This window comes from Micromonospora sp. WMMA1998, from assembly GCF_027497375.1.
GTDB classification, from domain to species: Bacteria; Actinomycetota; Actinomycetes; order Mycobacteriales; family Micromonosporaceae; genus Micromonospora; species Micromonospora sediminicola.
Window position 1 is genome coordinate 5,396,207 of the sequence record NZ_CP114911.1, and the last position, 26,006, is coordinate 5,422,212.

A 26,006-nucleotide genomic window follows, 5' to 3' on the forward strand; every position below is an offset into this window, starting at 1 on the left:
ACTGTCAGGCGGTCCACTCCGGGTCCCGGCCGATGAAGCCCAGCATCCTGCTCTGCGGGTCGGAGTCCGCCCGCACCGGCATCCGCGGGCCATACTGCCCGGACGAGCGGATGATGATTTCTTCCATCGGCTCCATCCCGGCCCGCAGTCGCCTGCAGAAGCCGGGTCGAGGCGGTCGTCCTAGCCGGTGGCCCGGGCCAGGTCCCAGGTGTGCATGAACACGTCGGAGGTGTAGAACTGGTCGATCGCGCGGTCCAGCGGCAGTTCGCCGACGTGCGGGTTCGACAGCAGGCGTCCGGCCGTGGCCGGGTCGCCGAGCAGCGACTGCACCGCGTCGCGGGCGGTCCAGCCGAGCGCCGGCGCGGGCGCGTCCCACGACCGGGTGCCCCGGACCCGGTCGGTGAACCCGCCGCTCACCTGTTGATGCCGCTCCGCCGGCCGGTCAGACAGTGCCATCGGTGAGTATCCTTCGGATGTGGCGTAGCTCATGCCGCCCTTGCCTTCCCGGACTGGTCGGTCGTGTCGTCGTTCAGCTGCGCCAACACGGCGTCGAGACGGCGGTAGCGCTGCTCGGCCCGGCGCCGGTGGCGCTCAATCCAAGTGTCCATCAGGTCGAAGACGTCCGCATCCGGCCGGGGCTGCGGCCCCGCCGGCCGGCTCACCACCCCGGCGTCCTCCAGCACCTTCAGATACTTGTAGACCGCCTGGAGCGGTCGGCCGGTGCGCGCGCGTCGACCGGGGCAGGGCGTCAGCCGGGTCGCTTCGGACGGCTACGTCTCTCAAGAGACCGGACCTCCCGTGGCAGTAGAGCCCTCAGACCTCGCGGAAGCAGACTCGCCGTACGCCCTCAGCCACCAGCGGCCTTGCAGCTCAACGGGTCGAGCGGTAATCGCCTCCGGCGTACGCGTCGTACCGGCGAGATGAGGGCCGCGGTGTAACGACGTTGACCCCGTGCTTGGCAGTCAGTGTGGGCGGTAGATCGTGCTGCCCCGGCACACGTCCGAATCGTTCGGCGTTAGCAGGGACCCCACCCAATGCTCAAGATCACTAGATGATCAAAGGCCCTGCCGTGCCGCCACGAATGTGGTCAGCGGTCGGACTGCAACGCAAGCGGCAGGAGCGGTGGAGCCGTGTGCCGGTGTGGTCCCGGCTCTGTCGGTGCCCCCGGGCAGACTGATGCCATGCCATTCGTCACCGCCGTTCTCGGGGACATCACGACGCAGGATGTGGACGCCGTCGTCAACGCGGCGAACAAGGCGATGCGCGGAGGTGGTGGTGTGGATGGCGCGATCCATCGCGGCGGAGGCCCGGCGATTCTGCGTGACTGCATCGCCCGGTTTCCTAAGGGCCTCGCCACCGGCGATGCCGGATGGACCACGGCAGGCGACCTGCCCGCCCGGTGGGTGATCCACACCGTCGGCCCCAACTATCACGCCGGGCAGCGCGACCGCTCCCTGCTTGAGTCGTGTTACCGGCGCGCGCTGGAGGTCGCCGACGAATTGGGCGCGAGCAGTGTCGCGTTCCCGCTGATCAGCACCGGCGTCCGCGGCTGGCCACACGCCGATGCCATCGAGGCGGCGATCGAGACCATCGCGGCCGCTGAGGCGGGCGTCGACGAGGTGCGGCTCGTCGCACTCGACGAAGCTATGCACAACCGAACCCGCGCAGCCGTCTGGGTTCGGTGTCCGCCGCCCGTAGACACAGACGGCGTCGGCTCCTTGTTCGAGCGCGAGCCGATCCAGTATTCGCTGCGCGGCGACTTCTCCCTGTGGCGAGAACTTCGCGCGCGGTTCGCTGACACGCCGCTGCCAGACGATTGGTTCGACTTACGGACGCTCATCATGGACACCATCGAGCAGGTTGTGGGCGAACATCTCACCAGTGGCGATTCGGCACCGTGGCACGACCACGCCGGAGCGATATACGTCCCCGAGTTCGACCCGGGCCATGGCATGTCTGCCGGCGCCGTCCACGTTCCATGGTGGGTGCACACGGGAGTGCCGATTCTGCTCGATCGCTACGCCGCGCGACGCGAACCCAGCGCACTCCCGGCTGAATGACTCAATCTCACCTACGCCTGGCACAATTGGCGCACCGCCGACCCATCCCGACGTTGCCCGTAGGGCAACTCGAGCGTTGGATTGCCGTCCAAGCGCAACAAGGCGAAGACGTAGCCGACGACCGACGTGCTGCGCAGTGGACGCCTTGGCGGCGCCGACGTGTGCATGGGGCTCTGCAGCCACGAGAACGAAGGCCTCCCACTCGCTCTCCAAGGAGACGATCTCCCCGTTGGCGCCGCCGGGAAGCCCTCATGGTCATGGCGCTTTACGCCTTGGGGAGGTCAGCTTATGGGCGGAGCCGACAATGCGGGTGCTCGCGCGCCGTGGACAGGTGGGCACCGTTAGGACGAGGCGGCTCACACACAATGGACTGGTAGGGGGATGGGGGACTGCCGGCGCCGTGCGGAACCGATGAGCACGGCATCGACGGGTTCATAATCCGCGGGTTCGGGGTTCGAGTCCCTGGCGGCGCACCAACGAGCAGGTCCCGATCTGATCATCAGGTCGGGACTTCTTCGTCTCCCGCGACGACCAGGAGCGACCGGTCCCCGACAGAGCACGGGAACCGGCGCGGTTCCGCCCCTACAGTCCCCACCATGAGGTGGACGGCGCGACTCGCGACAGCGCTCCCCGTACTGGTGACCGCCCTGGTGGCCGGCGCCGTGGGCGCCGCCGCGGCGCCCGCCGACGGCGGCCTCGGCCTGGCCCTGCGGCCGGGCGCGGCGGACTACCGCGCCGGCGACCAGGTCCGCCTAGACCTCACCGTCACCAACGCCACCGGTGCGGCCTGCGCGCTTCCCACCCGCGCCGTCGGCACGGTCCAGGTGACCGGGGTACGCCGGGACGGGCGCGACGTCACTCCGGCGCTGGCCCGCAGCTTCCACGACGACGGCATCGGGGCCGCCGCGACCGCCGGCCTGACCACTGTAGAGCCCGGCGCGACCGGCACCGTCACCCTCACCGGCGTCCGCCTCCCCGGCGGCGACGTCGTGCTCCGCTCGGTGGCGGCCACCCCGGACGGCGGCGGCCTGGACACGCTCTGGCCGGTCGGCGCCCCCGGCCGGTACGAGGTCACGGCCGGCTACGTGACAGTCCCGATCACCGGCGCGACGAACCTCTGTCCGGGCGCGACAGCGCTGCGGACCGCTACCTTCACCGTCGGCGACGGGCCCGGACCCGGCCGGCGCTGGCTCTGGCCGGCCCTCGGCGCGCTGCTGCTGGCGCTGCTCGTCGCCGCGCTGGTCGTCCTGCTCCTGGTCCGTCGCCGCCGGCCGACCGCCGCCGCGGCGGTCCTGCTGCTCGTGGCGGTCGGCGCGCTGGTCGGCGGCGGGTCCCGCCCGGCGCGGGCCGACTACTCGGTCGACCCGACCGCCGGCGTGCCGATCGCCGGCGTCGACTTCCAGGCCCTGGTCGACGGCTGCCTGGCCGGGTTCGCGCAGCCCGGCGGTGACCCGTCCGGCCTGCTGCCCCGGCTCAAGGACAAGAAGAGCCCCCGGGTGCGGATCATCCCCACGCCGGGCGGCTCCGGCGCGTTCGAGACGCCGGAGAGCGCCGACGGCAAGGGGTCGTCCACGGTCACCTGGAACCCGACCTCCACCGACCCGTACGGCGACGGCGTGGCCCGGGACCCCTGCGCCGCGCTCTACCACGAGCTGAACCACGCCGACGACATCTCCCGGGGCGCGGTCCCGCAGGGCGACTGCGGGAGCACCGGGATCCGTACCGCCGAGGTGAAGGCGACGCTCGCGGAGAACCGCTACCGGGCGGCGAAGGGCCTGCCGCCGCGCCAGGAGTACGACGGGAAGCCGCTGCCGAAGAGCCTCGACGAGTGCAAGAAGCCGGCGAAGAAGACACCCCCGCCGAAGGGGCCGGTGAAGCTCTGCGAGGACGGGGCGGACTGCGGCGGCAGCAACGGCGACCCGCACCTGGTCACCTTCGACCGGGTCGCCTACGACTTCCAGGCCGTCGGCGAGTTCACCCTCGTCGCCTCGACCGCCGGCGACCCGCTGGAGGTGCAGGTCCGGCAGGCGCCGATGGCCGGCACGCGGACTGCCTCGGTCAACTCCGCGGTCGCGTTCCGGCTCGGCGCCCACCGGGTCGCGCTCACCCTCACCGACGGCGGCACGCGCGTGCACGTCGACGGCGCGCCACCGGCCGTGCCGGCCGAGCGCACCGACCTGCCCGGCGGCGGCAGCCTCACCCGCCGCCCGTCCGACACCGGCCCCACCGACGGGTACGACCTGACGTGGCCGGACGGATCCGCCGCCGCGGTGGACCAGATTGGCCGCTACGGCTACCGGGTGCTGGTCCGGCTTGCCGACGGCCGGGCCGGGAAGGTGCGCGGCCTGCTCGGTGACTTCGACGGTGACCCCGCCGACGACATCGCACCCGCCTCCGGTGCCCCGCTGACCCAGCCGGTGCCGTTCGGGAAGCTCTACCCCGCGTACGCGGACAGCTGGCGCATCACCGGCGACCGCTCGCTGTTCCCCTATGCCGACGGCGAGAACACCGCCACCTTCACCGACCGGGCCTTCCCGGAGCGCGAGGTGACCGTCGGCGACCTCGACCCGGCCCGCCGCGCGTCCGCCGAGCAGGTCTGCCGCTGGGCCGGCGTCACCTCACCCGCGCAGCTCGCCGAGTGCGTCTTCGACGTCGCCGTCAGCGGGCGGCCCGAGTTCGCCGTGGCCGGCGCCACCACCGAGCGGGTCGTCCCGCCGTCCGGCACGCCGATCACCGCCGTGCCCGTCGCCACCGCCAGCCTGACCCCCGGCGGCGCGCCGCTGGCGTTCCCCGGCCGCGCCGGCGACGCCGTCTTCGTCGACGTCACCGCGCCCGGCATGGCCGACCGCTGCTCGCCGTACCTGCTCGTCGCCCCGGACGGCCGGGAGATCGCGAGCGGCTGCGTCATCAAGGGCGTCGGGTACGTCGACCGCGTCGACCTCACCACCACCGGCACGTACGCGCTGCGCGTCACCGCCGCCCCCGGCGACACCGGCCGCGCCGCCGTTCGGGTCTTCGTGGCGAAGGACAGCGACGGCACCCTGCAACCCAACGGCCCGGCGGTGACCGCCTCGATCGCGCAGCCCGGCGCCCGGGCCCGCTACCGGTTCACCGGCGGCAAGGGGGAGCGGGTCTACGTCGAGGTGCCCGAGAGCACGCTGACCGACCAGTGCTCGCCGCTGGAACTGCGGGACGCCGACGGGCAACTGCTGCACAGCGGCTGCGTGATCAACGGCGTCGGCGAGGTCGACGGCACCGTCCTGCCCGCCGACGGCACGTACACCGTGGTCGTCGACCCGGTGGAACGCGGCACCGGCACCGCCACCCTGCGCCTGATCACCGGCCGCGACCGGGACGCGACGACCGCGCTCGGCGGGCCGCCGGTCGTCGCCGTCGTGGACCGGCCCGGCGCGGTCACCGGCTACCGGTTCACCGCCCCGGCCGGCGCCTCGGTGACGGTGACCGCGACCGCCGCCACCCTGCCCGACCAGTGCGGCGTGCTGGTGCTGCGCGCCCCGGACGGCGGCACGCTCGCCACCGGCTGCGTGATCAACGGGGCCGGTGGCATCGCGTCGACAGTGCTGCCGTCCTCCGGCACGTACACATTGCTGGTCGACCCGTCCGGGGCCGCGACGGGGCAGGTCACGCTGGCGGTGCGGTGAGGCCACCCCTGCCGTTCGGGGGCGGCGCGGGGGCGTGCTAACGTCTCGTCCCGTTGTCGGTGAGCGCCGCTAGCTCAACTGGCAGAGCAGCGGACTCTTAATCCGCGGGTTCGGGGTTCGAGTCCCTGGCGGCGCACCAACGAGCAAGGCCCTGACCTGGTGGTTCACACCGGGTCGGGGCCTTTTTCGCGTACGCCGAGAGTGGGTGGTGGCTCGGTGGGTGGTCGGGAGCCGTTGGACCGGGCCGGTGTTGCCCGGACTGAACGCGGGTCTCGTGTACGTCCGGCGCGCACCGCTGGTTCTTTTCCGGGCTTGATGGGACCGGGCGTGTCCGGGGCGCGTCAGGCCAGAGCTTCCGGGGCGCGCCGCCGCCACCACGCGCTGAAGAGGGTGACCACGTGCGTCTTGATCTCGTCCGTGATGATCTCGTGCCCGTCGCCCATGAGCGGCCGGACGGCGTGCTTGTAGACCTCTGGGTGGTGTTCGACCGAGGGGCAGGTGAAGATGGCCAGCATCCTCAAGACGCGCAGGGTGTCTGTTCCGAGGAGGGGAAAGTGAGCCTCCAGCAGCCTCGCCAGGGCTGACCACACCCTGTCCACGACAAGGCGGATGACGGCGTCGGTCACCAGCCGGGGCAGCCCCGAATCGAACCGCCGCGACAACGCGTCGGTGATGAACTGCTTGGCGGTATCCGTCAGCAGTTCGACGGTCTTGTTGATCTTTTCGATCAACTGGATCAGGGCCACCAGCAGGCCGCACCATGTGTGATCAGCCAGGCGCTTCTTGACCTCCCTGGCGTCAGCCTTATTCCGGACGAGGCTGTCTATGCCGTCTGAGATCTCGTCCCACGGGTTCTCCATGACCTGGTGGGCAAGGGTGTCCATCCGGCCAAGGTCTGATGACATCGATGTTGGCTCACCATCGCGTGGCAGTCGGCCGTTGATTCTGGTTCGGCCGTCGGCGGCCCACAGGTAGTCGGTGATGTCCAGGCGTGCGAGGTCAAAGTAGATTTCCCGGTTGTGGGCGTTGAACTTCTGGCGTCCGGATCGTCTGTCTTCCTCCACCTTCTCCGTGAGTTCACGCCGCCGGTCGTCGCGCTTCTCTGGCCGGTCGGCGGCCAGAGATGTCCATCCTTGCCAGCCGTGTTGGGAGCCCCCGCAGCCGGAGCATGTGCAGCCCGGCCTCTGGGCGTTTGCGCAGTTGGCTCTGTGGGTGTTGGTCATCATCCGCAAGTCGCCGCCCGGTCGTTTGCGCTCAATGTGACTAGCCAGTGACTCTATGTCAGGCAAAGATGGATGCCAATGGATGTGTGACTGGGCCGGGGCAGCTCGACTCGGGGTGTCCACCTTCTGCGGGCGTTCTGCCTGGTGGGAGCCTATAGATCTGCTTCATCTGCTGGGCTGCGACGGATTATTGATAGACGGCTCTTCCCTCATCTGCATCACTCGCTTCCGTCCCAGACCGGCGACCAAGGCTCGGGCTGGACAGGTCATGGCGCTCCGGAGCCTGCGCTGATCCCAGGAGGGGACACGCTGAGGGCTCATCGTGGGTCTTCCGGATGCCACCCCGAGCGTCGACTCTGGTTGGGCTGTCGACTCGACCGTCATTGACTTGATGTGTTGGCGCGGATGCGTTGTGCTGTCAGGTGGTCGTCGTCCGATCGGAGGTGATCATGGCCGCGCAGGTGGATCCCGAGTGGTGGAGTTCGGGGCTGTGGAACGGCCGACCGATCAGCGAGTTTCTTCAGCGGCGCGACATCACTGCGGTCTTCCGCTTCCTTCACGCCCGAGGCGTGTCCTACGGCAGGATCGCCGCTCTCGTAGGCCTCTCGCCTCACCGCGCTACGGAGATCGCCAAAGGCGTCCGACAGGTCACGGCGTACGAGGTGCTGGAACGGATCGCCGTGGGTCTTCACATTCCGCGTCCGGTCATGGGGCTCGGCCGCGACGGGGACGGCACTATGCCGCGCGACGTCAGCATCGAGACCGTGGCCGGTGGAACGGATCGATCGCCTGCCCGTATGGGGAGCAACGAGGCCGGAGGTATGGTCAGACTCCGTCTGGGACTGGACGAGGCTCTGGCGGCGTCGAGTGTCGCCCCTCGGCAGCTTGAGCTGATCGAGCAAAGCGCTGGCGAGCACCTGCGGGTCTATCCCGCGGCTTCGCCACAGACGATGCTGGCGCTGCTGGCCGCCGACTGCCGAGAGGTGCAGATGCTGTCGATTCGGCGCCAGCCGGCGGCGGTCCAGGCCCGGCTGTCCGGGGTGGCGGCGCTGCTGGCGACGATGTGCGCCGACGCGTTGATGAGGCTTGGGGATGTTGCCGAGGCTCGACGGTGGTACGGCACAGCGATCCACGCGGCGGACGACAGCGGGGAGGCTCGGTTCAGGGTGCTCGTGCGCGCCCAGGCGGCGATGCTGCCGTACTACTTCGGGGATCCCGCCCAGACCGTCGCGCTGGCTGATGCGGCTCTGGCGGTCACCCCGGCCGCATCGTCGTCGGGTGCCCTGGCGGCTGCGGGCAGGGCGCGTGCCCTGGCCAGAATCGGTGCCAACGAGCAGGCGCGGTCGGCCGTCGATCAGGCACGCCGGCTGTTCGATCAGGCTGGCGACGAGGACACCGACGTGGCGTTCAGGTTTCCGGCGAAGCGGCTGCTGTTCTACCTCTCCGGTGCGTACACCTGGCTCGGTGACACGGTGGAGGCGTACCGGGTCCAGGACGAGGCGTTGCGGCTCTACGGCACGGCTCCGGCCGTGCCGATCGATGCGGCGCTCATTGCCCTGGACCGGTCGATGTGCCTCGCGCGGGATCGGCGGGTGACCGAGGCACTGGTAACCGCGCGTGACGCCGTCGCGGACCTGCCCGAGACGCAGCGGACGGAGATCATCCTGACCCGGGCCAGCGACGTGACCACGGCGATTCCTGGAGAGAGCCAGCGGGGTGAGGTCGCCACCTTGACGGAATACCTACGGGCCTGCCGCGAGCGCGCCCGTAGGCTTGGGACCACAGCCGCACTCGGTCCCTAGGAGCCCCATGTTCGTCGAGGCGCGCACTCGGCCGGTGCTCGCCGAGGTATGTCGTCTCCTCGGCTACCCCGACTCGGACGCGGCTCTGCTGCGGCACCACACCAACGCCGTCTACGCCGTCGGGGACGTCGTCATCAAGATCGCCCCTGGCGACCAGGACCTGAACCGGGTGCGCGCGATGGTGGCCGTGGTCGACTGGCTGGTGGATCGAGAGTTCCCCACGGTCGGCCTTCACCCGGGCCTGTCCCAGCCGTTGGAGGTGGGCGGGCACGCCGTCACTGTCTGGCAGCGTCTGGACCCCGCCCACGACCATCCCATCACCGTCTCCGAACTCGGAAGCCTTCTCCGGGATCTGCATTCCCTGCCTGTTCCGCAGCTGCCATTGCCCGTGCTGCGGCCGATCCATGGCATCGAGCTATCCGTGACCCGTTCGGAGATCCTGAACGGCAAGGAACAGGATCTGCTGCTGGGCCGGCTCGAGACGCTGGCCGCCGGCTGGGAGGCGATGCGGTTTCCCCGTGGCACGAGCCTGATCCAGTCAGATCCGCAGATCCGCAACGCGCTCCGGCGTTTCGACGGCACGCCCGTACTCGCCGACTGGGACGGCGCCGCCCTTGGGCCCCGCGAGTGGGACATTGCCACGGTCGCTGTCCACTGCCGCCGGTTCGATCCGCCCGGCTCCGATGCCTTCGCCGGCTTCACCGCCGCCTACGGCTGGGATGCCACCTGCTGGCCGGGCTTCGAGGAGCTGTGCCAGCTTCGCGAGCTGCAGATGATCGCTACCAACGCCCGAAAGTCCCGCCCCGGGACCGAGGCCGCCGACGAGGTGCACCATCGGATTGCAGGACTTGTCCACGGCGGGCCGGAGCTCCGCCGTTGGCACATCCTCTGAGATGAGTCTCGTAGGGGCGGGGTAGTACCGCCTGCCCTCCTCATATCGACCGATGTCGACCACAGGGAGGCCCACCGTGGCCCACCACGCTGGGTCTGTCTCGGGCCCACGCCGCCCGCGATCGTGGACGTCAGGAACACGTCGGCGGAACGATCCAGGACCATCCTGATCCCATGGCGCCGGCGGGTCAGCGGCAATGTCACGCCAGGGAGAACCAGATGGACGTGTCGATCGGCGACAGGTCGGAATGCGACCCGACGCACCGGCAAGTGCTCGCGCCGGGCACTCCGTCGACCGTACGGGTGACTCTCCGTTCGCGTACCGCCAGCGAGGCTGTGTGGGCGGGTGACCGGCGGTTTGCTCCCCGCCGCTGGCCGACGATGGTGGGCTTGCCGGCGCGCCGGCAAGCCCACCGCACTCAGGCGGCGGACCCGAGCGGAGACCGGCCATGACCGTTTACCTCTCGCGCAACGCGACGATGGGCGACTCGCCAAGAGGCCGCCCGGCAGCGGCTCAAGCGGTGCGACCGGCGTCGGTTGATCCGCCGCTGTTGACGTACGTCTGGCAGATCGTGTTCGAGCGGCAGACGCGGAAGCGTGAGGCTCGATGAGCAGCGACCGGGGCTTCTACGCGGAGATCGGTCCGCCTGTGCCCCTGGTGCATCTACGGTTGCATCCGCTGGCGCTGCCGGGGTGGTCGGGATGACGACCACCGACGAGCACTGCCGGCCGCACGTGCCGATGCGGCCGCTGTGGCTGTGCCGACGGTGCGGCCAACCGTGGCCCTGCGGCGCGGCGAAGATCGTGCTCCTGGCCGAGTACCAGAACGCATCGGTGAGCCTCTTCCTATACCTGGCCGGTTGCCTGCACAAGGCGATCGACGATCTGCACCGGCTCAACCCGAGCGTGACCGGCTCCGCTGGGGACATGTACGACCGGTTCCTCGGTTGGCCCGCCCGGCACACCCGCTCCTACCGACTTACCGCCGAGACTCCTCACCATGAGGAGTAACCGTCATGAGCCGGATTGGCGTCATCGATGTGCCACCGCAGACGGTCGGGTGAGATCCTGTGCCCACCCCCGCGCCGACATCGGTTGAGGACACATGCGCACTACCACGATCGGCAACGTGAAGGTCCTACTCCCGGACCTCGAACGGGGCGACCTCGACACCACCAGGGTCCTGGCCGACGGCCTCAGCGAGGCCCTCGTCGAAGGCGCCGTGTGGCCTGGGGCGCACATCGAGGACGTCAGCATCCGCAGCAGCATGATCACCGGTTCGGACCTGAGCGGGAGCGCCTGGGAGGCGGGCGGCCTGTACGGCTGCGAGATCACCCGCACCGACCTCTCCGGATCGGTCCTGACCGGCATCACCATCGAACGGTGCGCGATCACCGGCTCCCGGTTCACTGGCACCAGGCTCACCGACGTACGCCTCAAGGACGTCCTGTTCGACGGCTGCCGCTTCGACTACGCCACCCTCCAGCGCGTCACCGCCGCCGGCTCGGTCGCCTTCACCGACTGCACTCTCGCCAACGGCGCGTGGTCTTCCTGCCGCCTACCACGCATCGCGCTGCGGTCATGTGACCTCGCCGGCCTGGAACTGGACTCCTGTCACCTCGACGGGACCGACCTTCGGGGCAGCCGCCTCCACGACCTCAAGACGCCGCTGGACAACCTGCGCGGCGTCACCGTCGACGAAGACCAACTCCCTGACCTCACCCGGCTGACCGTCGCCGCCCTCGACCTCACCGTGCGCAGCGAGTGAATCCGAGGAGGGATCGTGCTCGCTGAACCCACCGGCAACCCGGACACGATCCTCGTCTGTATCCGGGGCAACTCCGGCTCGGGCAAGAGCAGCATCGCCCGAGAGCTACGACGCCGGCACGGCCGGGGCTGCGCCCTGGTCGAGCAGGACTACCTGCGCCGCATCGTGCTGAGGGAACGGGACAAGCCCGGCGGCGCGGCACCGGCGTTGATCGCGCAGACCGTACGGTTCGCGCTGGACCACGGCTACCACGTCGTGCTGGAGGGCATCCTGCACACCGGCCGGCACCGGAGCATGCTCACGGCGCTACGGGACGGCCACCAGGGACGGTCGCTGTTCTGCTACCTCGACGTGTCCCTGCCCGAGACCCTGCGCCGGCACCTCACCAGGCCGCAGGCCGGTGAGTTCACCGCCGAGCAGATGCGCGGCTGGTACGCCGCCCATGACGTCCTGGGCTGGCCCGACGAACTCGTCCTACCCGGGACCACCGGACTTGACGAGGCGGTCGAGGCCATCGCCGTTGCCGCCGGGCTGCCCCAGACCGGACGCGACGACGACCTGCTACCGAACCTTTCGTCCCCGTAGAGCAGCTCGGACGGCTACCGATGAGGCCATTGCGACGCACCGTGACAACGGCGCCCTGGGCAGGTCAGTCGACCCGGAGTGAGCGGGCGATCGCGTCGGCGTCGGCCGGGTCGTCGGCGACCGCGATGACGACCACTCGCTGGTCGGCGACCACCACCACCCGCCGCGTCCGGCCGTCCGGCAACACGTCCCCGCCCCGGCGTACGGGGTGGCCGGCCGCGTCGCCCTGGTCGGTGGCGATCGCCGCCGCCGGGTCGCGGGTGAGATCCCTGGAGCGCCGAATCTCCGCGTAGTCGACGCGGGGTGCCGGCGTCAGCGAGCAGCCGGCGACGATGTCGAGGTCGACGACGTAGGTGTCCCGGACCGGCGTGCCGCACTTGACGGCGTTACGCGGCCACTCCGCCGGCACCGAGATCCGTACGCCCTCGCTGGCGACCTCCTGCTTGCCGGATGGGTCGTCGCCGGGCGCAGTAGCGAGCCCGCAGGCGCCGAGGCCGGACACCGCCGCCACCGCGACGGCGACGATCGGCGGGCTCTTGCGGCCGGTCAGGTCGTGGTTCATGCTCGGCCCTTCTTCGGGTGCCCGCCAGCAACGCGGACCGGGATGGGCCGCAGCATGCTATTCGAACATCCGGCGGGACGGCCGGGCCTCGCGCGGAAGTCGCAGCGGACCTCCGCCGGCGAGCCGGACCGTCACCAGGACTCCGGACGGTCGAGGTCGCCGGCCGGTTGGTACCCGCCGAGAACGGCCAGGCCGTCCGCCTCGGTGTAGCCGTGGCCCCGGCCTTTCAGGAACGCCTCGACGAAGCACGGCTCGACCCGCATCTCCAGCACGTCGCTGCCCTGCCGGCGCGCCTGGTAGGGCCCGGCGACGAGGTCGCCGGCCCGCGACCCGTTGCCCGGCGCGGGTTGGGCCCGGACCGTCAGCCAGCGGCCAGATTCGTCCCCTAGGACGAGGGAACCTTCGACGAAGCGATCCCGCTTCGACCGGCCGAGCGTGACCGAGCACGCCAGCAGACGTGCTTCGGCCGGCAGTGACCGCAGCCGGAACGGCACGACGCAGCGGTGGGCGCCATCGAACCGGACCCGGCTCGCCGCACCCGTCGCCGCGTCGCGGCCGGCCGCGTAGATGTCGAGCTGGGCCCAGAGGCCGTCGACCGGTTGCCACCGGACGAACCACAGCTGGCGGTCGCCGGACGGGTCGTACCAGGCGACTCCCGGTCGGCCCGCGACGCGCACGTCCGTCCGTGGCTGGGGTCGTCCCGCCGACGACAGCGTCTGCTGCAGCCCGTCCAGCGTCGCGGCGCTGCGGGCCAGCGCGAACCGGGCGTGACCGGTCCGGCCCCGGAACTCGACGCTCTCGACGCCGCGTCCCGCGCTCCACGTGGCGTACTCCGCATCCTCGACCAGGGTGGGGGCCGCGAAGTGCACCACACCGGGGTCGGCGCCGACCACCTCGGGACGCGCGACGGCGCCGGGCCGGCCCGGCGCGTCCGGCAGCGCCAGCGCTGCGGACGTCAGGAGCGCGGTGTCCGGCGCCCTGCCGGTGGGCACCACCATGACCATTGCGGCGAGCGCGGCGCAGGCCGCCGCCGCGCCTCCGGCGATCAGACCGCGGCGGCGCAGTCGCAGGTGACGACCGCGGCGGCGGGCGTGCTCCACGATCGGTGTCGGATCGACGTCGCCGCCCGCCCGGTGCCGGAGCATCGCGGCAAGGCGCTGATCGAGGTCGGTGGACATCACATTCCTCCCGTCCGCGCGGGCGCCGGTGCGTCCTGGCGCTTCCGCAGCGCCTGGAGGGCCCGCCTGGCATGCGTGCGCACCGTGCCGGTCGAACACTGCAGGATCTCGGCGATCGCCGCGTCGTCGAGATCCTCGTAGTAGCGCAGCACGATCACGGTGCGCTGCTTGGTCGGCAGGTCACGGACGAGCCGCCACAACGCGTCGCGTTCCACGACGCCGGCGGCCTCGTCCGCCCCGCCGACCCGATCGATCGCCGTGGCGGTGGAGATCTCCCGCCTGCTCCGTCGGCGCCACCACGAGCGATTCGCGTTGACCAGCATCCGGTGGACGTACGCGTCGGGCTGATCCGTCCGGGAGATGCGCCCCCAGTGGGCGTACGCCTTCGCGAGGACGTCCTGGACCAGGTCCTCGGCACGATGCTCGTCACCGGTCAGCAACCGGGCGAGCCGCACCAGCGCTGCGGTGCGCGCGAACGCGTACTCCTCGAACGTCACGCCCTATTAACGCCGGAGGTCGGCCGTCCCGTAGACAGACATGTCCGGGATTTCCGCGCCCGGAGTCAGTCGCGATACTCGACGAGGCAGAACTCGTGGCCCTCCGGGTCGGTCATCACGACGACGACCCCCTCGTCGTAGTCGTGCCGCTCGCCGGTGAACCCGCCGCCGAGTCTCGTCACGGTCGCCATCGCCTCGTCGAGGTCGTCGACCGTGATGTCGAGGTGGATCCGGACCTTCCCCGTGCGGGGCCCGGGCACCGGCTGGAACACCAGCCTCGGTTGGGGGTCACCGCGCTCACCGAGGTAGACCCAGCCCTCCTGCGACGCGCCGGGCTCGCGACCGAGCAGGGCGCTCCAGAACCGGGCGACCCGCTCGGGGTCGACGCAGTCGACGGTGACACCGGACCAGACATTCGCCATCCACCGATCCTGGCAGAGACCGGCGAACGTGGCGTTCGTCGGATCTCGGGCGACCTCGATCGGCCGGTGGTCCGCCGGATGCGGACCCGGGCCCGTTCCTGCGATCATGGGCCGATGCGGGACGCGGCATGAGCATCACCTCCGTGATCAACTACAAGGGTGGGGTCGGCAAGACCACGATCACCGCCAACCTCGGCGCCGAACTCGCCGCGCGTGGCCGCCGGGTCCTGCTGATCGACCTCGATCCGCAGGCCAGTCTCACCTTCTCGTTCTACGCGGCGGACGACTGGGAACGGGACCTCGCCTACGAGAGGACCATCCTGCAGTGGTTCGGGTCGGTGCTGGCCGACGAGCCGACCAGCCCCCTGCACCCGTACGTGCTCACGCCGGAACCGGCCAACGCGCTGTTGCCCGACGGCGGCCGGCTCGACCTCGTCGCCTCCCACCTGGGGCTGGTCGACGTCGACCTCGACATCGCCGCGGCGCTCGGCGGGTCGCGCTTCCAGCACGGCAGCCCGCACTTCCTGTCCCTGCACCGGGCGCTGGCCGACGCGCTCGGCGCCGAGGAGTTCGCCGGGTACGACGACATCCTCATCGACTGCGCGCCGAACTTCACCATGGTCACCCGGACGGGCATCGTGGCGAGCGAGCACATCCTCACCCCGGCCCGGCCGGACTACCTGTCCACGCTCGGCATCGACTACCTGCGCAGCAAGGTCTCCGAGCTGGTCCGCGACTTCAACCGGGTCGCCGCGCCCGGCCCGACCATCGACCCGCAGTACCTGGGCGTGGTGTTCACTATGATCCAGTACGCCTCGGGCGGGCCGATCAACGCGTCCCGCAACTACATGAGGCACACCGACAGCCTGGAGGTCCCGGTGTTCCGGCAGACCGTCCGGGAGAACAAGACCCTGTTCGGCACCGCCGGTGAACGGCGGCTGCCCGCCGTGCTGGTGCCGAACGCCAACGAGACGGTGCAGCACGAGCTTCGGCAGCTGGCCAGCGAGTTCCTGGCCCGCACCCGCCTGTGAGAAGGAGAGTTCCGGTGTCCAACCCCGCCGACCTGGCCCACGCCGTCCTGCTGCGGGTCGCGGACTTCGTCCGCGCGCTGCCCGCCGACCAGCTCGCCGCGCTGGCCGACGGCACCGCGAAGCTGGCCGTGGTCGACCGGACGCGGGCCGCCCGGCCGGCTGCCGCCGCGGTCTCGGCCGGTCTGGACGTCGACCGGGTTCGCGCCGACCTCGCGGCCATCGGCGACCGGGCGGCCGGTGTGCGGTATCTCGCCGACCTGAAGCTCACCGTGGCGAAGCTGCGGGCGCTGGCCAAGGAGTTGGGCATCGCGGTGCCGGCGAAGGCCAGGAAGGCCGACATCGAGCACGACATCGTGCAGTGGACGGTGGGTCGGCGGCTGGACTCGGCCGCGATCAGTCGTCCGCCGGCGCCCCGGGGCTGACCGCGCCGCCGGGCAGCAGCGTCGCCCGCACCTCGGCGAGCACGTCGGCCCAGAACGCAGGCGGGGCGGCGTTGCGCAGCTGCCCGGCCAGGTGCTCGGCCAGCCGGTGTGCCTCCCGCCGGGTGAACGACGCCTCCGCCTCGCCGCCCAGCGGCGGTCGGGCCCGGACCGGGGCGTCCAGCGGCACCGGGTCGCCGGTGCAGACGATGTCGAGGTGGCCGGTGGTGCGGGTCAGCGCCACGTAGAGCAGTCGGTGACCGCGCTCGTCGCTGGCCACGATCTCCGCCGGCTCGACCACCACCACCGCGTCGAACTCCAGGCCCTTGGCCTCCTGCGGGCTGATCAGGTTGACCGATCCGCCCAGCTCGCCCCGGTCGGCGCTGCTCCAGGCCACGCCGTTCGCAGCCAGCGCCGCCTCGACCGGGCGCCGCTGCCGCGCCGGGCAGACGATGCCGACGAACCGGCCGGCCTCGGCGTGCTCGCGGGCCACCGCGACCGCACGGGCGGCCAGCTCGGCCAGGCCGACCCGGTGCACGCCGGTGTCCGCCGGCCCGTCCCGGACCACCTCCACCGGCGTCACTCCCGGCGCGGCCACCGGCAGCAGCGCCGCCGCGGTCGCGTACGGCTGCCGGGGTACGCGGTAGCCGTACCGCAGCGGGGCGATCTCGGCCGGGTACGTGGCGGGCAGGTGGGCGAGCACCTCCGTCCAGGAGTCGCGCGCCCACGTGCCGGTGGACTGCGCGAGGTCGCCGACCACCGTGAGTGAGCCGGTGGCGCTGCGCCGGGCCACCGCGCGCAACTGCATCGGGGACAGGTCCTGTGCCTCGTCGACCACCACGTGCGCGTAGCGGCGGCCCGTCCCGTCGATCAGGTGCGCCAGCTCGTCCAACAGGGGCAGGTCGGCCGCCGACCAGGTTTCCCGCGACAACCGGTCCGCGCCGCGCCGGTGCAGCGCCGCGATCTCGGCCGGGGTGAACGCCTCGCCCGCGGCGGCCCGCAGCCGCGCGGTGGAGCCGAGCAGGTCGCGCAGCAGACCGGTCGGGGTCTGCTGCGGCCAGAGCCGTTCGGCGAGGTTGCCGACCGCGTCGGACCGACCCGGGTCCACGCCTGCGCGGGCCGTCACCAGGGCGGCGAGCCGGTCGCGCAGCAGCCGGCGCCGGCCCGCGTACGGCAGGTCGGCGGCCCGGGCCGAGGCGAGCGCCTCGGCGACCTCGGCGCCGGGCAGGGTGACGAACCGGCCGCCGACCAGCAGCCGCTCGGCCGGGTCGGGGACGCCGATCCGGGCGTCCAGCGCACGGGCGAGCAGGCCGGCCATCCGGGCCTCGCCCTTGATCCGGGCCACGGCGTCCGGCTCGACGCGTCCACGAGGGACGTCCGGGGCGAGCCGGCCGACGTCGCGCAGCTCGACCCCGTCGTCGCCGAGGGCGGGCAGGATCTGCCCGATGTAGCGCACGAACGTCGGGTGCGGGCCGACCACCAGCACGTCCGGGGCCGACATGTCGGCGCGGTGCTGGAACAGCAGCCAGGACACCCGGTGCAGCGCCACGGCGGTCTTGCCGGTGCCGGGCCCGCCCTCGATCACCAGGACCCGGTCGCGCGGGGCGCGGACGAGCGCGAACTGGGCGGCCTGGATGGTGGCGACGATGTCCCGCATGGTGCCGGTGCGGCCGCGGCCCAGCTCGGCCAGCAGGTGGGCGTCGACCGTCTCGGCGATCTCCGCGAGGATGGTGTCGGTCAGGTCGTCGATGGTGTTGCCGGTGCATGTGAAGGCGCGCTTGCGGCGGATCCCGGCGGGGTTGTCGGCGGTGGCCTCGAACCATCCGGCGGCGGCCGGGGCGTGCCAGTTGACCACCAGCACCTCGCCGTCGGCGTCCCGGATCAGGTGCCGTCCGACGTAGCGGACCTCGCCGGCCTCGTCGTCGATCCGGCCGAAGGCCACCGCGTCGTCGGCCGCGCCGAGCGCCCGGGCGGCGGTGTCGGCGTAGCGGCGAAGCTGAGCGGCGGCGGCGCCGTGGGCGGCGGCGGACGGCAGCCGCGCCAGGTCGTCGCGGCGCCGATCGCGGTGCGCGGCCGCCACGTCGAAGTATGCCTGCTCGGCGGCGATGTCGGCTGCCTTGGACGCCGTGTCGGCTGCCGTGGACGCCACGCGACCCTCCCTCACGCCGGTGCCGGCCGGTCCGGCCGGCGGGACTCGGTCGGGGACCACCGTACCGTCCGGTCCGGCGCCGTGCCGACCCCCGCGGGAAGCGCCCGTGTCGTTGACCGTCGATCGGTGTGAACGTTAACATCGCCGAAACGTATCGAAATCTGACGATCAATTGTCGAGGAAGTCGAGGAGGCGAGCCGGGTGGACGACAGAGTGGTCCGACGACGCGGGGCGTGGCGGACGGCGGTGTCGGCGGCGGTGGTCGCGGTGGTGGCGGCGGCGGCCGTGCTCACCGGGCACGCCGAGCCGGCGCGCGCGGCGACCGCCATCACCGTCAACGGCGCGTCCGGCGGGCGCACGTTCGACGGCGTCGGCGCGGTCAGCGGCGGCGGCGGCAACAGCCGACTGCTGATCGACTATCCGGAGCCGCAGCGCAGCGACCTCCTCGACTACCTGTTCAAACCGGGCTACGGGGCCGCCATGCAACTGCTCAAGGTGGAGATCGGCGGCGACACCAACTCCACCTCCGGCGCCGAGCCCAGCCACGAGCACACCCGCGGCAGCGTCAACTGCGACCGGGGCTACGAGTGGTGGCTGATGGAGCAGGCCAGGACGCGCAACCCGAGCATCGCGCTGGCCGGGCTGGCCTGGGGTGCGCCGGGCTGGATCGGCAACGGCAACTTCTGGTCCACCGACTCGATCGACTACCTGGTGGCCTGGCTGGACTGCGCGGCCACGCACGGGCTGACCATCTCCTACCTCGGCGGGTGGAACGAGAAGGGCTACACCGTCACCTGGTACAAGAACCTGCGCGCCGCGCTCAACTCCCGTGGCTACGGCGCCGTGAAGATCGTCGCCTCGGACGACTTCGGGTGGGCCGCCGCCGACGAGTCGCTCCGCGACCCGGCGTTCGCCAACGCCGTGCAGGTCTTCGGCAGCCACTACGTCTGCGGCTACCGCAGCGCGCAGAGCAGTTGCCCCAGCTCCGCCAACGCGATCTCCACCGGCAAGCAGCTGTGGGCCAGCGAGAACGGCTCCGACGACTACAACGCCGGCGCGGCGGCGCTCGCCCGGGGTGTCAACCGGGGATACCTCGACGGCAGGATGACCGGCTACATCAACTGGCCGGCCATCGCCGCCATCACCCCGAACATCCCGTGGGCGACCACCGGCGTGGCGGTGGCCCAGCAGCCGTGGTCCGGCGCGTACTCCATCGGCCGCAGCGCGTGGGTGATGGCGCAGACCACGCAGTTCACCGCCCCGGGCTGGCGCTACCTCGACGGATCCGGCGGCTACCTCGGCGGCAACCGCAACAACGGCAGCTACGTCTCGCTGAGGTCGCCGAACACCAGCGACTGGAGCACCGTCATCGAGACCATGGACGCCGGCGCGGCGCAGACGCTCGACCTCACGGTCACCGGCGGGCTGTCCACCGGGGTGGTGCGGGTGTGGTCGACGAACGTCCGGTCGAGCAACCCCGCCGACCACTTCGTCCGCGGCGGCGACATCACCCCGGTCGGCGGGCGCTTCTCGCTCACCGTCCAGCCCGGCCACGTCTACAGCATCACCACCACCAGCGGGCAGGGTAAGGGCATGGCGACCAGCCCGGCGGCGGGCACCCTGCGGCTGCCGTACGCCGACACCTTCGACAGCTACGCCACCGGCCGGCAGGCCCGCTACCTGATGGACCAGCAGGGCTCGTTCGAGATCGCCGGGTGTGCCGCCGGCCGCGCCGGGCAGTGCGTACGCCAGATGTCGGACCGGGCGCCGATCTACTGGACCTCCGGCCAGGCCGAGCCGTACGCCCTGCTCGGCGACCTGAGCTGGCGCAACTACACCGTGTCCTCGGACGTCCTGCTGGAAAAGCCCGGCTACGTCCAGCTCGTCGGGCGCGCCAACACCTACAACCACCAGGGCCCGCAGAACCTCAACGGCTACTACTTACGGGTCACCGACGGCGGCGCCTGGTCCATCCGGAGCAACAACACCAGCGGCAACTGGCGCACGCTGGCCAGCGGCACCACGTCGGCCCTGGGCACCGGCCGCTGGCACACCCTGGCGCTGAAGCTGGACGGCGGCACCCTCACCGCGTCCGTCGACGGCGTCGCGGTCGGCGCGGTGTCGGACGCGACCTGGGTCGCCGGCCAGATCGGGTACGGCACCGGCCAGGGGGTCACCGCCCAGTTCGACAACCTGTCGATCACCCCCGGTGACGGTTCCGGCAGCCCGACCGGGGAGATCCGCAGCGCGAGCGCCAACCGGTGCCTGGACGTCAACGGCGCCAGCCAGGCCGACGGCGCGGTGGTGCAGATCTGGGACTGCAACGGCGGGGCGAACCAGCGGTGGACGCTCGGCGCGAACAACCAGCTGACCGTCTACGGCAACAAGTGCCTGGACGTGCCGGGCACCGGGTCGGGCAGCCGCGCGCGAATCATGAGCTGCACCGGCGGCGGTAACCAGCAGTGGCGGGTCAACGCCGACGGCACGATCGTCGGCGTCGCCTCGGGTCTCTGCCTGGACGTCAACGGGCAGGGCACCGCCAACGGCACGGCGGTCCAGATCTGGACCTGCAACGGCGGCAGCAACCAGCAGTGGATCCGCGGCTGACGCTGTCGACGCGTCGATCATGAGGTTGGCGGCGAACCCCTGACGCCAGCCTCATGATCGACGAGAGTGGCGTCAACCCAAGGTTGACGCTAGGGAGGCGTCAACCTATGGTTGACGCATGGATGAGAACGAGCCGCTCACGATGAGCCACCCGGTGCGCCTCGACGAGCTGATCGAGGGCATCAAGAAGACCCGTTCCAACGCACTCGACCAGCTCTCCGACGCGGTCCTGGTCGCCGACCACCTGGGCGACGTCGCGGACCACCTGATCGGGCACTTCGTCGACCAGGCGCGCCGTTCCGGCGCCTCGTGGACGGAGATCGGCCGCAGCATGGGGGTGAGCAAGCAGGCCGCCCAGAAGCGCTCCGCCGCCAAGGTGGAGACCGCCGCCGCGCTCGACCCGAGCGCCGGGTTCGGCCGGTTCACGCCGCGCGCCCGCAACGTGGTGCTGGCCTCGCAGGAGGAGGCGCGGGCCGCCGGCAACGCCGAGATCACCCCCGGGCACGTCGCACTCGGGCTCCTCGCCGAGCCGGACGGGCTGGCGGCCGCGTTGATCGTGGCGAAGGGCGTACCCCTGGAGATGTTCCGGGAGGCCGTCGCCGCGACGCTGCCGGCGAAGGCCGACCAGGTCCCGGACCTGATCCCCTACGACGCACGCGCCAAGAAGGTGCTGGAGCTGACGTTCCGGGAGGCGCTGCGGATGGGCCACAACTACATCGGTACGGAGCACATCCTGCTCGCCCTGCTGGAGGAGGAGGGCGAGCAGGGCGTGCTCGGCGGGCTCGGCCTGCGCAAGGACGCGATGGAGTCCGCGGTGGAGGGCGCACTGGCGGAGCTGAACCGCAAGCGGGCCTGACCCGCGTCGGGCACGTGTCACGGGGGCACGTGCCCGACGCGCGAGCGGTCAGTCGGCGGTGGGGAAGCCGTAACGGGCGGCGTGCTCCGGGTCGGCGGGGTCGACCTGGCGGATGCCGGCGTCGGCGAGTCGCTTGTTCACCTCGTCGAGGCGGTCCCGGACCAGCCGGGCCTCCTCCTCGGTCACCCGACCCCGGTGCGGCCGGCCGGCGTGTTCGATGGTGCCGTAGTCGATCTTCTCGGCGGTCCGTCGGGCCTTCGGCGGCCGCACCCGCTCGGCGGTACGCAGGAGCTGCGCCATCGGCACGTCGGTGGCCATCGCGTCGAACTCGCTGGCGGTCAGCACCACCCGGCGCGGCTCACCGCCGCCGTGCCGGTCGTGGATCTCCACCACGGCCACGTCCAGCGCCGCGTCGTCGATGCTCTCCACGTCGACCGGGGTGGCGTCCAGTTGCACGGGCCCGGCGACCAGGTCCGGGTGCTCCAGCACGACGACCTTGACCACCTCGTCGTCGGGGGACAGCACCTGGCCGGTGAAGTCGGAGACGTGGATCGTCTTCTTGCCCATGCGCGGAGCTTCTCCTGTCGTAGCCGGAAATCGGACCACAAGACGCTACCGCACAGGTGTGCGAAGCCCCGGACGCCCGCCGTCCGGTGTGTCGTCGCGCTTCAGAGGCTCCCCTTGGGGGCCACCCACTCGGCGGGCTGGCCGGTGAGTGCGGCGATCCGGTCGTAGTCGGCGTCGTAGTGCAACACGACCGCGCCGTGGAGTTCGGCGGTCGCCGCGATGACGAGGTCGGGCAGCCGGAAGTTGCGGTGCTGGCTGTCCGCGGCCAGCATCCGGTGAACCGACATGGCCCGGTCCATCGCCTCGGCGGTGACGTCCAGCCAGAGTTGCCCGCGCAGGGCCTGCCAGAGGATCTCGTAGCCCTTCGGGTTCGGGGCGTTGTTCAGGTATTCGAGTGAGGTCATCTGGCAGGCGGCGAGACGCCCTTCCGCCAGCAGCGTCTCGAAGCGCTTCCGAACGACCGGGTGACGAGCCTGGAGTACGTAGACCGAGGTGTCCGCGAGGTGGATCCGGCCAGCCATCAGGCGGCCGCCTCACCCTCGCGCGCGTTCTCGGCCAGCCGGCTCAGGTCCCGCCCGCCGCCGTAGCGCCAGGCCGCGGCCGACTCGCTGAAGTCCATCTCGACCTGGTCGAAGGCGGCGACGATCTCCCGGGCCTGCCGGCGGACCGCGAACGCGTGCAGCGCGGCGTTGATCGTGGCCACCTTGGTGTCGGTGCCCAGGGCTTCACGCGCCGCTTCGAGCCACTCGTCGTTCACATCCACCGTGATGCGTGTCATGCCTCCGAACGTACACCAGAATCGCCGCCGGGTAGGCACCAAAAGCGAGCCTGGCGTGGTGCGTCAGCGGGTCGTGAGGCCGCGCCAGGCGGAGCTGTCGGCGGGCTGGGTGTTCAGCTCGGCCCAGGAGAGTCCCCGGTCGCGGGCCTCGCGGTAGCCCGGCTGCGCCGGAAACCGCCCGGCGGAGTCGGCGACCCGCCAGCTCTGCTCCGCGTCCTGCTGGAATCGGTCATTCGGATGATTCGGCATGACCACTACCGTCCCAGAGAAACTTGTCCATGTATGGAAATGAATATGACGCAGGATCGATGCGTGCGGTTCCGTCGGGGCGTCAGATTCCTGCGGCCGGCAGGCGGACCACGAATCGGCATCCGTCGCTGACGTTCTGCACCTCTACCCGCCCGCCGTGCGCCTCAACCAACCCGCGCACGATCGCCAGACCGAGGCCGCCGGATCCGCCCGGCTCGACCGCCGGGGTGCGGGCCGGCTCGCCGCGGAACGCCACGTCGAAGACCCGGGACAGGTCGCCCTCCGGGATGCCGCCGCAGGTGTCTGCGACGGCCAGCCAGGCCGTGTCGACCTCGCACCCGGCGTCCACCCGCACCGTGCCGTCCTCCGGGGTGTAGCGGATCGCGTTGAGCAGCAGGTTGCCCACCACCCGGGCCAGTTCCCGCTCGCTGGCGGTGACGGTCGGCCAGCCCGCCTCGGGGGCGACGAGCCGGATCCGCCGGGCCGCCGCGAGCGGGGCCGCCCCGGCCAGCGCGTCCGAGACCACGTCGCCGAGCGGCACCGCGGACATCGACAGCCGCAGCGCGCCGGCGTTGATCCGGGACAGCTCGAACAGGTCGTCGACCAGTCGGGTCATCCGGTCGGTCTCGACCCGGATCCGGCGGTGGTACTCGGCCACCGTGGCCGGGTCGTCGACCACCCCGTCCTCCAGCGCCTCGGCCATCGCGCGCAGGCCGGCCAGCGGCGTACGCAGGTCGTGCGAGACCCAGGCGACCAGGTCGCGCCGGCCCTTCTCGATCCGTCGCTCCCGTTCCCGCGCCTGGTCGGCCCAGACCGCGGCGGCGGCCAGCCGGCGGCCGAACAGCCAGCCCACCGCCAGGCTCACCACGCCGCCGGCGGCCACGGTGGCCAGCACCACCTGCAGGTCGTGCGGGGAGAGGAACATGGCCTGGGCGACCACGGCCACCCCGGCGGCCACCGCGCCGACCGTCATGGCCAGCAGCACCGAGATGTGCACCGTGATCGACCGGCCGCGCAGCAGCCGCAACGTCACCGCGCCGACCAGGCCGACGGCGAGCGCGGCGGCCAGCGCCACGCCGAAGATCAGCGCGAGGTCACGCATCGGCCGGCTCGTACCGGTAGCCGACGCCCCAGACCGTGACGATGCGGCGGGGTCGCGCCGGGTCGTCCTCGATCTTCTCCCGCAGCCGCCGCACGTGCACGGTCACCGTCGACTGGTCGCCGAAGCTCCAGCCCCACACCCGGTCGAGCAGCTCGGCCCGGCGGAACGCGCGGGCCGGATGCCGCATCAGGTGGGCCAGCAGGTCGAACTCGCGCAGCGTGAGGGTCAGCTCGCGGCCGTGCAGGCGGGCCACCCGGGGGCCGGTCTCCACCTCCAGGCCGCCGTCGGCGAGCAGCTCCGGCGGCGCGGCGGCCGGCTCCCCGCCGGCCCGGCGCAGCACCGAGCGGACCCGCAGCACCAGCTCCCGGGGGGAGAACGGCTTGCCCAGGTAGTCGTCCGCGCCCAGTTGCAGGCCGAGGATCCGGTCGGCCTCGTCGCCGCGCGCGGTGAGCATGACGATGGGTACGCCGTCCGGCCGCTCCCGCAGCCGCCGGCACACCTCCAGCCCGTCCAGCACGGGCAGCATCAGGTCCAGCACCACCAGGTGCGGCGGGCGGCGGGCCACGGTGTCCAGGGCCGCCGACCCGTCGCCGACGTGCTCGACCTCGTAGCCGGCGTGCTCCAGGTAGCGGCAGACCACGTCCGCGACCGTCCGGTCGTCGTCCACCACCAGCACCCGCTGCGCCACCGCTGACCTCCCGCGTACGGAGAGGCCAGCGTAGCCACGGGCGGGAGCGTGAGCCATTGCCAGGTTCTTACGGTGTGCACGGTTCGGAGCGGGTCCGGCGGGCGTACCGTGATCATGTGCTCGACCGTCGGCTCTTCCTGCATCTGGCGACCTGGTTGGGGCAGTGGCCGGCGGCACCGGGATGGCACGTGGTCCGCTCCTACCGCCGCGCCCGCCCGGCCTGGGACGGTCGGCTGCGCCCGGCGATCGGGGTCGCGGTGGACGGCAGCGCGATCCTCTCCGTGGCGCCGGACCGGGTGGAGGCGGTCCGGGCGCTGATCCGCGGGCGTCCGCGCGACGAGTGGCTGCCCGCGCTGCCGGCGACGGTGGGCACGCCGGAGTTCACCACGCAGGCCGGGGCCTTCCGGTGGTGCACCGACCCGGCGCCGCTGCCCGACGTGGGGGAGTGGCTGCCGCCGACGGTGCCCGGCGCGCCGCCCTGGCTGCGCCTGTTCGACCGGGAGGTGCTGGTGGTCCGGGACGACGACGGCGCGTACCTGGCCGGGGTGGGGATCAAGCGGCACGACGCGTACGGGCACGAGTTGGCGGTCGGCACGACGAAGGCGGCCCGGGGGCGCGGGCTGGCCCGACGGCTGGTCGCCCAGGCGGCCCGGCGGGTGTTGGACGAGGGCGCGATCCCCACCTATCTGCACGACGCGGACAACCACGCCTCCGCGCGGGTGGCCGAGGCGGCCGGGTTCCCCGACCGGGGGTGGACCTCGTTCGGCGTCTTCCCGCACTGAGCCCGACCGCGCGGCCCGACCGCGCGCGGCGTGGGCGCGGACCGTGGATCCCGGGCCGGATCCACGGTCCGCTGCCTCTCCCCCCAGGTCCCGACCCTGGTAACGCTATGTGTGCGAACGGGCGGCAG

Annotated in this window: 28 protein-coding genes and 2 tRNA genes; 15 read left to right on the top strand and 15 right to left on the bottom strand. The window is 71.9% G+C overall.

Annotated features, from left to right (window positions below; all coding sequences use genetic code 11):
* Positions 1-4: 4 nt before the first annotated feature.
* Genes O7600_RS25080 through O7600_RS25090 form a run of 3 tightly spaced genes read right to left on the bottom strand, consistent with a single transcriptional unit; the run spans position 5 to position 683 of the window.
* Positions 5-127, bottom strand: coding sequence for a hypothetical protein (locus tag O7600_RS25080; protein WP_281590932.1), 123 nt, complete (start codon positions 125-127; stop codon positions 5-7).
* Between the two features lie 53 nt (positions 128-180).
* A complete protein-coding gene (locus tag O7600_RS25085) occupies positions 181-456 on the bottom strand; it encodes a hypothetical protein (protein WP_281590933.1) in 276 nt (91 codons plus the stop codon).
* A 29-nt stretch (positions 457-485) separates the two neighbouring features.
* Positions 486-683, bottom strand: a complete 198-nt coding sequence (locus O7600_RS25090) for a hypothetical protein (RefSeq protein WP_281590934.1) — start codon at positions 681-683, stop codon at positions 486-488.
* A 498-nt stretch (positions 684-1,181) separates the two neighbouring features.
* Here O7600_RS25090 and O7600_RS30165 point away from each other — a divergent pair, with 498 nt between their 5' ends.
* The 4 genes from O7600_RS30165 (at position 1,182) to O7600_RS25110 (ending at position 5,861) form a co-directional block, all read left to right on the top strand.
* Positions 1,182-2,060 carry a macro domain-containing protein gene (locus O7600_RS30165; protein WP_348651358.1) on the top strand — a complete coding sequence of 293 codons (879 nt, stop codon included), beginning with the start codon at positions 1,182-1,184 and terminating at the stop codon, positions 2,058-2,060.
* Positions 2,061-2,455: 395 nt separating this feature from the next.
* A tRNA-Met gene (locus O7600_RS25100) sits at positions 2,456-2,536 on the top strand.
* 120 nt (positions 2,537-2,656) lie between these two features.
* Positions 2,657-5,722: a VWD domain-containing protein gene (locus O7600_RS25105; RefSeq protein WP_281590935.1), complete on the top strand. Its 3,066-nt coding sequence runs from the start codon at positions 2,657-2,659 to the stop codon at positions 5,720-5,722.
* 63 nt (positions 5,723-5,785) lie between these two features.
* Positions 5,786-5,861: transfer RNA gene (locus tag O7600_RS25110), tRNA-Lys, on the top strand.
* A 202-nt stretch (positions 5,862-6,063) separates the two neighbouring features.
* Here the strand turns inward: O7600_RS25110 and O7600_RS25115 are convergent.
* Positions 6,064-6,948 carry a hypothetical protein gene (locus O7600_RS25115; protein WP_281590936.1) on the bottom strand — a complete coding sequence of 295 codons (885 nt, stop codon included), beginning with the start codon at positions 6,946-6,948 and terminating at the stop codon, positions 6,064-6,066.
* Positions 6,949-7,394: 446 nt separating this feature from the next.
* On the opposite strand from O7600_RS25115, the gene O7600_RS25120 reads away from it, so the two are divergent.
* The 6 genes from O7600_RS25120 to O7600_RS25140 all read left to right on the top strand — a co-directional run bounded on the left by O7600_RS25120 (position 7,395) and on the right by O7600_RS25140 (position 11,991).
* Entirely contained in the window at positions 7,395-8,747 is a 1,353-nt protein-coding gene (locus O7600_RS25120; RefSeq protein ID WP_281590937.1) for a hypothetical protein, read from the top strand.
* Positions 8,748-8,754: 7 nt separating this feature from the next.
* Positions 8,755-9,639, top strand: coding sequence for a phosphotransferase (locus O7600_RS25125; protein WP_281590938.1), 885 nt, complete (start codon positions 8,755-8,757; stop codon positions 9,637-9,639).
* A gap of 448 nt (positions 9,640-10,087) precedes the next feature.
* Complete coding sequence (amcA, locus tag O7600_RS30170; protein WP_348651359.1) at positions 10,088-10,249, top strand: multiple cyclophane-containing RiPP AmcA; 162 nt, start codon at positions 10,088-10,090, stop codon at positions 10,247-10,249.
* Positions 10,250-10,340: 91 nt separating this feature from the next.
* Positions 10,341-10,649, top strand: coding sequence for a hypothetical protein (locus O7600_RS25130; protein WP_099164738.1), 309 nt, complete (start codon positions 10,341-10,343; stop codon positions 10,647-10,649).
* A 94-nt stretch (positions 10,650-10,743) separates the two neighbouring features.
* Positions 10,744-11,406, top strand: a complete 663-nt coding sequence (locus O7600_RS25135) for a pentapeptide repeat-containing protein (protein WP_281590939.1) — start codon at positions 10,744-10,746, stop codon at positions 11,404-11,406.
* A gap of 15 nt (positions 11,407-11,421) precedes the next feature.
* Positions 11,422-11,991 carry a kinase gene (locus O7600_RS25140; protein WP_281590940.1) on the top strand — a complete coding sequence of 190 codons (570 nt, stop codon included), beginning with the start codon at positions 11,422-11,424 and terminating at the stop codon, positions 11,989-11,991.
* A gap of 64 nt (positions 11,992-12,055) precedes the next feature.
* Here the strand turns inward: O7600_RS25140 and O7600_RS25145 are convergent, their stop codons facing one another.
* The 4 genes from O7600_RS25145 to O7600_RS25160 all read right to left on the bottom strand — a co-directional run bounded on the left by O7600_RS25145 (position 12,056) and on the right by O7600_RS25160 (position 14,650).
* On the bottom strand, positions 12,056-12,553 hold the full coding sequence (locus O7600_RS25145; protein ID WP_281590941.1) for a hypothetical protein: 498 nt from the start codon (positions 12,551-12,553) through the stop codon (positions 12,056-12,058).
* A gap of 131 nt (positions 12,554-12,684) precedes the next feature.
* Positions 12,685-13,731, bottom strand: a complete 1,047-nt coding sequence (locus O7600_RS25150; RefSeq protein WP_281590942.1) for a hypothetical protein — start codon at positions 13,729-13,731, stop codon at positions 12,685-12,687.
* Positions 13,731-14,228, bottom strand: coding sequence for a SigE family RNA polymerase sigma factor (locus O7600_RS25155; protein WP_281590943.1), 498 nt, complete (start codon positions 14,226-14,228; stop codon positions 13,731-13,733). Before O7600_RS25155 ends, O7600_RS25150 begins: the two co-directional genes overlap by 1 nt.
* 65 nt (positions 14,229-14,293) lie before the next feature.
* Positions 14,294-14,650, bottom strand: a complete 357-nt coding sequence (locus O7600_RS25160; protein ID WP_281590944.1) for a VOC family protein — start codon at positions 14,648-14,650, stop codon at positions 14,294-14,296.
* 128 nt (positions 14,651-14,778) lie between these two features.
* Between O7600_RS25160 and O7600_RS25165 the strand changes: the two genes are divergently transcribed.
* Entirely contained in the window at positions 14,779-15,681 is a 903-nt protein-coding gene (locus tag O7600_RS25165) for a ParA family protein (RefSeq protein WP_099162247.1), read from the top strand.
* A gap of 14 nt (positions 15,682-15,695) precedes the next feature.
* A complete protein-coding gene (locus O7600_RS25170) occupies positions 15,696-16,103 on the top strand; it encodes a hypothetical protein (protein WP_174530865.1) in 408 nt (135 codons plus the stop codon).
* On the opposite strand, the gene O7600_RS25175 is transcribed toward O7600_RS25170, so the two are convergent.
* Positions 16,075-18,249, bottom strand: a complete 2,175-nt coding sequence (locus O7600_RS25175) for a UvrD-helicase domain-containing protein (RefSeq protein ID WP_281590945.1) — start codon at positions 18,247-18,249, stop codon at positions 16,075-16,077. The two genes, O7600_RS25170 and O7600_RS25175, sit on opposite strands and share 29 nt — an antisense overlap.
* A 258-nt stretch (positions 18,250-18,507) precedes the next feature.
* On the opposite strand from O7600_RS25175, the gene O7600_RS25180 reads away from it, so the two are divergent.
* Positions 18,508-20,856, top strand: a complete 2,349-nt coding sequence (locus tag O7600_RS25180; protein ID WP_281594264.1) for a ricin-type beta-trefoil lectin domain protein — start codon at positions 18,508-18,510, stop codon at positions 20,854-20,856.
* Between the two features lie 118 nt (positions 20,857-20,974).
* Positions 20,975-21,712: a Clp protease N-terminal domain-containing protein gene (locus O7600_RS25185; RefSeq protein ID WP_281590946.1), complete on the top strand. Its 738-nt coding sequence runs from the start codon at positions 20,975-20,977 to the stop codon at positions 21,710-21,712.
* Positions 21,713-21,760: 48 nt separating this feature from the next.
* Here O7600_RS25185 and O7600_RS25190 read toward each other — a convergent pair whose 3' ends face one another.
* From O7600_RS25190 to O7600_RS25215, 6 genes are all read right to left on the bottom strand, one after another.
* Positions 21,761-22,279 carry a hypothetical protein gene (locus O7600_RS25190; protein ID WP_281590947.1) on the bottom strand — a complete coding sequence of 173 codons (519 nt, stop codon included), beginning with the start codon at positions 22,277-22,279 and terminating at the stop codon, positions 21,761-21,763.
* Between the two features lie 101 nt (positions 22,280-22,380).
* Positions 22,381-22,800: a PIN domain nuclease gene (locus tag O7600_RS25195; RefSeq protein ID WP_281590948.1), complete on the bottom strand. Its 420-nt coding sequence runs from the start codon at positions 22,798-22,800 to the stop codon at positions 22,381-22,383.
* Positions 22,800-23,057 (bottom strand): type II toxin-antitoxin system VapB family antitoxin, encoded by a 258-nt coding sequence (locus O7600_RS25200; RefSeq protein ID WP_099162240.1) that lies wholly within the window; start codon positions 23,055-23,057, stop codon positions 22,800-22,802. The genes O7600_RS25195 and O7600_RS25200 overlap by 1 nt, the downstream gene beginning before the upstream one ends.
* A gap of 63 nt (positions 23,058-23,120) precedes the next feature.
* On the bottom strand, positions 23,121-23,306 hold the full coding sequence (locus O7600_RS25205) for a DNA repair protein (RefSeq protein WP_098746004.1): 186 nt from the start codon (positions 23,304-23,306) through the stop codon (positions 23,121-23,123).
* Positions 23,307-23,388: 82 nt separating this feature from the next.
* Entirely contained in the window at positions 23,389-24,408 is a 1,020-nt protein-coding gene (locus O7600_RS25210; RefSeq protein WP_281590949.1) for a HAMP domain-containing sensor histidine kinase, read from the bottom strand.
* Positions 24,401-25,096, bottom strand: a complete 696-nt coding sequence (locus tag O7600_RS25215) for a response regulator transcription factor (RefSeq protein ID WP_091580812.1) — start codon at positions 25,094-25,096, stop codon at positions 24,401-24,403. Before O7600_RS25215 ends, O7600_RS25210 begins: the two co-directional genes overlap by 8 nt.
* Positions 25,097-25,212: 116 nt before the next feature.
* Between O7600_RS25215 and O7600_RS25220 the strand changes: the two genes are divergently transcribed.
* On the top strand, positions 25,213-25,878 hold the full coding sequence (locus O7600_RS25220) for a GNAT family N-acetyltransferase (RefSeq protein ID WP_099162237.1): 666 nt from the start codon (positions 25,213-25,215) through the stop codon (positions 25,876-25,878).
* Positions 25,879-26,006: the final 128 nt, after the last annotated feature.